We start from the raw sequence: 6,744 nt of genomic DNA, 5'->3' as shown, positions 1-6,744 counted from the left end.
GCATGGTGGTCAGCGATAACGGAACCGAGCTGACCTCGAACGCGATGCTGAAATGGCAGGAGGATCGCCAAGTGGAATGGCATTACATCGCACCGGGTAAGCCCATGCAGAACGGCTTCGTGGAAAGCTTCAACGGCCGCCTGCGGGACGAGTGCCTAAACGAGCACCTGTTCCCCAACCTGCGCCATGCCCGCCATTTGATTGCGGCATGGCGCGACGACTACAACCATCACCGCCCGCACTCGAGTCTCGACGGGCTCACCCCGCGGGAGTATCACAAACGGTCAGAAGAGGACCAAACCCTGAACAGAGCTAACTTATAAACGCGGACTCTAAGGGGAGCAGGTCAGACCAACTGTATTGAGATCGGGCTCATGAAAGGGCCCGGCTCGTTCGATAAGTACCTACTGTGGGCGCTGAACCACGTAGCCGTCGCGAACATCTCACAGTTTGGCGGACGGTTTCGTCGCGAACCGATATACGTAGGAGATCACAAGCCGCCGCATTTCAATGACGTAGACGATTGGATGGACCGATTTATCTCGACGGTTCAAGAGAACTGGTACGTTTGGACGCCAACCGAGCTTGCTGCTTACGGTCTCTGGCGGATGAACTGGATTCATCCGTTCATAGAAGGAAATGGACGGACGGCAAGGGCAGCATGTTACTTTCTTCTGTGCGTGCGATCAGGAACATTGTTGAACGGTCGAAAGATCGTTCCTGAACGCATTCGCGAAAGTCGCACTGAGTACGAGCGCGCTTTGAAAGCTGCAGACCGAGCATGGGACGACGGCCACCTCGACTTTTCAGATATGGAAGACTACCTTGCTGCTCTATTGCAGGCACAGCTGGAAGATAATGGCCTTCCCTTCCAAGGCGCCAGTTCGGTCTAAGGTTTAGTACCTCACCGCGTAAACTTCTTATACTTCACCCGCTTCGGCTCCACGCTATCCGGTCCCAGCCGCCGGATCTTGTCCTCCTCATAGGCCTCGAAGTTGCCCTCGAACCATTCGACATGGGCATCGCCTTCAAACGCCAGGATATGCGTGCAAAGCCGGTCCAAAAAGAAGCGGTCGTGGGAGATGATGACGGCGCAGCCGGCGAAATCGTCCAGCGCGGCTTCAAGCGCCTGAAGCGTTTCGACGTCCAGATCGTTGGTCGGCTCGTCGAGCAGAAGGACGTTGCCGCCCGAGCGCAGCAGTTTCGCCATGTGGACGCGGTTGCGTTCGCCGCCTGACAGAAGCCCCACCTTCTTCTGCTGGTCGCCGCCCTTGAAGTTGAAGGCGGAGCAATAGGCGCGGGAGTTCATCTGCGCGTCGCCGAGTTCGATCTGCTCGGCGCCGCCGGAGATTTCCTCCCACACGGTCTTGTTCGCGTCCAAAGCGTCGCGCGACTGGTCGACATAAGCCAGCTTCACCGTGTCGCCATAGGTGACGGTCCCGGCGTCGGGCTGTTCCTGCCCCGTCAGCATGCGGAAAAGCGTGGTCTTGCCGGCGCCGTTCGGGCCGATGACGCCGACGATGCCGCCGGGGGGCAGCGCGAAGGACAGGTCCTCGATCAACTGCTTGTCGCCCATGTGCTTTTTCAGCCCCTCGACCTCGATCACCTTGCCGCCAAGGCGGGGGCCGTTCGGGATGATGATCTGCGCGCGGGTCAGCTTGTCCCGCTCGGACTGGTCGGCGAGTTCATTGTAGCGGTCGATCCGCGCCTTCTGCTTGGACTGGCGCGCCTTGGCGCCCTGCCGGATCCATTCCAGTTCGCGTTCAAGGACCTTCTGGCGGGCCTTGTCCTCGCGCGCCTCTTGCGCCAGCCGCTTGGCCTTCTGTTCCAGCCAGGCGGAATAGTTCCCCTCATACGGGATACCCCGGCCACGGTCGAGTTCGAGGATCCAGCCGGTGATGTCGTCAAGGAAATAGCGGTCGTGCGTGACGCAAAGGATCGTGCCGCCATATTCGATCAGGTGCTTTTGCAGCCAGGCGATGGTTTCGGCGTCGAGGTGGTTGGTCGGTTCGTCCAAGAGCAGCATGTCGGGCGCTTCGAGCAGCAGCTTGCAAAGCGCGACGCGGCGGCGTTCGCCGCCCGAAAGCGTCGCCACCTCCGCGTCGTCGGGCGGGCAGCGCAGCGCCTCCATCGCGACGTCGATCTGGCTGTCGAGGTCCCAGAGGTTTTCGGCGTCGATCTCATCCTGGAGCTTCGCCATCTCATCGGCGGTCTCGTCGGAGTAGTTCATGGCCAGTTCGTTGTAACGGTCGAGCTTGGCTTTCTTCGCCGCGACCCCAAGCATGACGTTGCCGCGCACGGAGAGCGCTTCGTCCAGCTGCGGCTCCTGCGGCAGGTAGCCGACGCTTGCGCCCTTGGCGGCCCAGGCCTCGCCCGAGAAATCCTTGTCGATGCCGGCCATGATGCGCAGCAGGGTCGATTTACCCGCGCCGTTCACGCCGACGACGCCGATCTTCACGCCGGGAAGGAAGTTCAGGCGGATGTTCTCGAAACACTTCTTGCCGCCGGGATAGGTCTTGGAGACGCCATCCATGTGGTAGACATACTGGTAGCTGGCCATTGAACTGCCTCATCGCGCTGAAATCGGGTTGATCGCGTTCTAGCGGTGAAGGGGGGCGTTCGCAACGGGGCGCGGTCCCGCGTTGACAGCTTCGGTGCCGCTGGCGAAAAGGGGCGGTCAACGCCGGGGAGGGCGCGGGTGCAGGGACTACCACTGGCATATCGGGGCGAGGCGATCGGCCTGCTGGGCGGATCGTTCGATCCGGCCCATGCGGGGCATGCGCATATCACCCGCGAGGCGCTGAAGCGGTTCGGCCTGTCGCGGGTCTGGTGGCTTGTCAGTCCCGGCAATCCGCTGAAGGCCCAAGGACCTGCGCCGATGGCCGAACGGATCGCGCGGGCACGTCAGGTGATGGGTGATCCGCGCGTGGTGATTTCCGATTTGGAGGCGCGGCTTGGCACGCGCTACACGGCCGCGACGCTGAAGCGGCTGAAGGCGCTTTATCCCGGTGTCCGTTTCGTCTGGCTGATGGGGGCGGACAACCTTGCGCAGTTCCATCGCTGGCAGAACTGGGAATGGATCATCCAGAACGTCCCGATCGGGGTCTTCGCGCGCCCCGGTTCGCGGCTTGAGGCGCGCGGCGCGCGCACGGTGGAGGAATTCGCCCGCTACCGCCTGCCGGCCGAAGGGGCGGCGCTTCTGCCCTATGCCGCGCCGCCCGTCTGGTGTTTCCTGAACGTGCCGATGGTGAACCTTTCCTCCTCTGCGATCCGCGCGCGGGGGGAGTGGAAAAGGTAAGGTCAGCCTGCCTTCGCAGGTGACGGTGCCTCTGCTAGACTGGCCGGTATTTCAGAAAGGCCATTGGAGGGGAGAGATGCGGATTTCAGCGATGTTTGCGGCGGCCCTGATGTTGCCCGCCGCCTGCGGCCATGTCGATTACGAAGCGGTGGAGCGGGGGACCTTCAGCGGATCGGTCTATGTCATGTGGATCGACGACGGCAGCCCGGACAAGGGCGACGGGCGGTTCCTGTTCGTGCCGGTGCCGGGGCAGGAACTGACCTATACCCGCGCGGCCAAACATGGCGGGCAGGTGATCCGGCCCGCCATGATGTATACCGACGGCGGTTCGATCCCGAAGATCGGGCAGGTCTTCAAGGGCTTTTCGCCCTGGGGTTATGCGCCCGCCTATATGGTCCATGACTGGATCTTCGTCGCCCATCACTGTGTCGAGGACGGCAAGGCGACCGAGGCGGAGAAGGTTGTCGAAACCATCGACTTTCCGGGTTCTGCCAGCCTTCTGGCCGAGACGATCAAGACCCTGACGCTGAGCGGAAAGGTCAAGAAGGACGATGTCGCGCCGCGGGTCATCTCAAGCGCGGTGGCGGGGCCGATTTCGAAAGGTCTTTGGGAGAAGGAGGGCGCCTGCCCGGTGCCGCGCGTGTCGCCGGAGGATGAGGCGCGGGCAAAGGCGGCGCTGCCGGGCGGGTCGGCGAAGATGCTGCGCGGGATGGTGCGGACCCTGCCGGACGGCCAGAAGGTGCCGGAGAAACCCGCGCAGGTCGTCGCCGTGGTCAGTTTCTGAGATGCCCTTGCCCCGGCGCCCGCTTCGCGCGACAAATCGGTGCGGGAGGTGATCCGATGGCAGGACTGACGCGGCGCGGTGTTCTTGGGGGGCTGATCTCGGCCACGGCGGGGCCTGTGCTGGCCAATGCGCCCTTGCGATCCTTGATGCCACCGGCACGGCCGGTGCAGGTCGCGGGCGGCACTGTTGCGGCGGCGGCCGACCTGATCCGCGCGGCGCAACTGGGCGGAGAGGTCGCCTATGTCGTGGCCGATGCGGCGACGGGGCAGCTGCTTGAGGCGCGCAAGCCCGATCTGGCGATGCCGCCCGCCAGCACGGCGAAGGTCATCACCTCGCTTTATGCACTTGACCACCTTGGGGCGGGCTATCGCTTTGCCACCCGGCTGATCGCCACCGGGCCGGTCGCGGGCGGGATCGTGCAGGGCGATCTGGTGCTGGCGGGCGGTGGCGATCCGACGCTGAACACCGACGATCTGGGCGATATGGCCGCGGCACTGGCGCGTGCGGGCGTACGGGGCGTCAGCGGGCGGTTCCTCGTCTGGGCGGGCGCGCTGCCCTATATCGACGCGATTGATGAAACGCAGCCGGTCTGGCTGGGCTACAACCCGGCGGTGTCGGGGCTGAACCTGAACTTCAATCGGGTGAACTTCGTCTGGAAGCGCACGTCGAAGGGCTATGAGGTCGGCATGGACGCGCGCGCCGAACGCTTTGCGCCCAAGGTCTATTCCGCCAGGGTCGCCATCGCGGAGCGCGACCTGCCGGTCTATTCCTATCGCGGCGGCAAGGTGGAACAGTGGACCGTCGCGCGCGCGGCGCTGGGGCGCGGGGGAAGCCGCTGGTTGCCCGTACGGCGGCCAGAGCTTTATGCGGGCGATGTGTTCCAGACGCTGGCGCGGGCGCAGGGCGTACCGCTGCCCGCGCCGAAGCCGGTGGACCGGCTGCCGGGTGGCACCGTTCTGGTCAGCCATGCCAGCGCCGATCTGCGCGCCGTGCTGCGCGATATGATGAAATATTCCAACAACATGACCGCCGAGGCGGTGGGTATGGCGGCCTCGCTGCGCGCTGGCGTGACCAACCATGTGCGGTCGGGCCGGGCGATGTCGGACTGGGCCGCCGCCGCCTGCGGAGCCGCGCATCTGCGGGTGGTCGATCATTCCGGGCTTGCGGGCGCCTCGCGCGTCGCGGCCGAGGATATGGTGCGGCTGCTGACCCGGCTTGGGCCGCAGGCGGGTTTGCGGGGGCTGATGAAGCCTATCCCCATGCGCGATGCGAATGGCAAGAAGATCGCCGGATCGCCGATCCGGGTGGAGGCCAAGACCGGGACGCTGAACTTCATCTCCACGCTGGCGGGCTATGCCAGCGCGCCGGGCGGGCGCGAGATGGCTTTCGCGATCTTCACCGGAGACGTCGCGCGCCGCGATGCGGTGCCGGACAGCCAGAAGGAGCGGCCCCCAGGCGTCGGCGCCTGGGTGAAGCGGTCGAAGTGGTTGCAGCAGCAGTTGATCGAGCGCTGGTCGGCGGTCTACGGCGGTTGAGGCGTTCGCGGGGCTGGCGATCCGCCCCGCGCTGGCGGTCTGTCGCTATCATGCGCCCGGAACAAGGCGCGCGCCCCGCGCGTCGCCGGGCCACCCCATCGGGCGGGCGCTTCTGCACCCTCACATGACCATCGGCCGCCCGGCGTGGCGGCACCATAAACTGCCAGACAAAACCGTACCTGCGCTCACCTGCGGTCGGGCGCTGTCCGGCGGAGTTGTCCGATGCCCGACTGGCCGCGCGAATGCTATGCTCATCGTCCGAGCTTGGATCCGAGGCTGCTCAGGAGTGAACGAGCGGCATTCGTGATCGGCGCGATGCCTCGGCGAAACGCACCACCGACCCCGGTTGCAGGCGACCAGCGGTTTCCCATGGAAAGGATCGCGTCGATCTTTTCGATTGCCAGCTCTTCCTTCTCATCAAGCGCGCCATCCGCGGTGGCGAGTTCCCGCAGAAATCGGACAAGTTCTTGGTGCATCGACGCATGGTCGCAGTCGGGATTGGCACGTTGGAAGGTGGCGAGTTCTGCCGCCATCGTTTTCAGGCTGGCTTTGCCGGAGTTTGCTTCGAGGACAGGAAGCGCCGTGTCCAGATAGCCGCGGTCAAAGCCCCACTCTTCGGCAAAGTAGGACTTGATGCTCTCACGCTCTGCCTGATCGACGGGTCCGCTGAATTCCACCACCTTCAGGCCCAGCATGGCCATCATATCGAAAAGGTTTGCCCCCAAAAGGTCGATTGGCGTGTTGATGAAGGCCGGGATGGTGTGAACCCGTGAACCCGCGTAGCTACGAAACAGCCGCGTCACCCCCATATAGGCGCCACCGCTGACAATAGCCGCGGCAATCAGCCATCCAACGGGCGTCACGGCCGTCGTGCCGATCCCGAAGGTCGATAGCCAGCCGCCGCTGGCGAAGAATGCGGTGGCGACCGTCCGTGACGCGGCGATGCTGACACCTGTCATGGCGACGCCGCCCACGTCCCACAACTCCTGAAGGCGCTTTCCGACCTTCATGGATGTGTAGGCATCGGCCCCGATACCCAGCTTCATCTTGAAGCGCAGAGAGTCTGCAATCACCCGTTCAACACCGGTGAAGCTCGCGACTTGCTCGCGCTCCGACCGGCCCATGTA

Annotated in this window: 7 protein-coding genes; 5 read left to right on the top strand and 2 right to left on the bottom strand. The window is 64.3% G+C overall.

The features are described from left to right. Together LX70_RS18470 and LX70_RS18465 are read left to right on the top strand one after the other, a co-directional pair. Positions 1 to 323: integrase core domain-containing protein (locus LX70_RS18470; protein WP_146111656.1), on the top strand; the 323-nt coding region annotated here is incomplete at its 5' end. 51 nt (positions 324 to 374) lie between these two features. Then, complete coding sequence (locus tag LX70_RS18465; protein ID WP_105516267.1) at positions 375 to 893, top strand: Fic family protein; 519 nt, start codon at positions 375 to 377, stop codon at positions 891 to 893. A gap of 11 nt (positions 894 to 904) precedes the next feature. On the opposite strand, the gene ettA is transcribed toward LX70_RS18465, so the two are convergent. Next, a complete protein-coding gene (gene ettA / locus LX70_RS18460; RefSeq protein WP_105516266.1) occupies positions 905 to 2,560 on the bottom strand; it encodes an energy-dependent translational throttle protein EttA in 1,656 nt (551 codons plus the stop codon). A gap of 138 nt (positions 2,561 to 2,698) precedes the next feature. Here ettA and LX70_RS18455 point away from each other — a divergent pair, with 138 nt between their 5' ends. From LX70_RS18455 to dacB, 3 genes are all read left to right on the top strand, one after another. After that, the gene (locus tag LX70_RS18455; protein WP_245885133.1) at positions 2,699 to 3,298 is read left to right on the top strand and encodes a nicotinate-nucleotide adenylyltransferase; all 600 of its coding nucleotides are present in this window, start codon (positions 2,699 to 2,701) and stop codon (positions 3,296 to 3,298) included. Positions 3,299 to 3,389: 91 nt separating this feature from the next. Further along, entirely contained in the window at positions 3,390 to 4,082 is a 693-nt protein-coding gene (locus LX70_RS18450) for a DUF1353 domain-containing protein (protein WP_105516265.1), read from the top strand. A 56-nt stretch (positions 4,083 to 4,138) separates the two neighbouring features. Beyond that, entirely contained in the window at positions 4,139 to 5,617 is a 1,479-nt protein-coding gene (gene dacB / locus LX70_RS18445) for a D-alanyl-D-alanine carboxypeptidase/D-alanyl-D-alanine endopeptidase (protein ID WP_105516264.1), read from the top strand. Between the two features lie 251 nt (positions 5,618 to 5,868). On the opposite strand, the gene LX70_RS18440 is transcribed toward dacB, so the two are convergent. After that, positions 5,869 to 6,741, bottom strand: a complete 873-nt coding sequence (locus LX70_RS18440) for a tellurite resistance TerB family protein (RefSeq protein WP_105516263.1) — start codon at positions 6,739 to 6,741, stop codon at positions 5,869 to 5,871. Positions 6,742 to 6,744: the final 3 nt, after the last annotated feature.

The organism is Albidovulum denitrificans (genome assembly GCF_002973535.1).
In the GTDB taxonomy this organism is placed as follows: domain Bacteria; phylum Pseudomonadota; class Alphaproteobacteria; order Rhodobacterales; family Rhodobacteraceae; genus Albidovulum; species Albidovulum denitrificans.
Note: the sequence above shows the minus strand (reverse complement) of the source record. Positions and strands in the feature narration are given on the sequence as shown.

Excerpts from the sequence above, each read along its gene's own strand:
- LX70_RS18440 (WP_105516263.1), bottom strand. The coding sequence starts at position 6,741 with ATGGGCCGGTCGGAGCGCGAGCAAGTCGCGAGCTTCACCGGTGTTGAA.
- dacB (WP_105516264.1), top strand. The coding sequence starts at position 4,139 with ATGGCAGGACTGACGCGGCGCGGTGTTCTTGGGGGGCTGATCTCGGCC.
- LX70_RS18465 (WP_105516267.1), top strand. The coding sequence starts at position 375 with ATGAAAGGGCCCGGCTCGTTCGATAAGTACCTACTGTGGGCGCTGAAC.
- ettA (WP_105516266.1), bottom strand. The coding sequence starts at position 2,560 with ATGGCCAGCTACCAGTATGTCTACCACATGGATGGCGTCTCCAAGACC.
- LX70_RS18450 (WP_105516265.1), top strand. The coding sequence starts at position 3,390 with ATGTTTGCGGCGGCCCTGATGTTGCCCGCCGCCTGCGGCCATGTCGAT.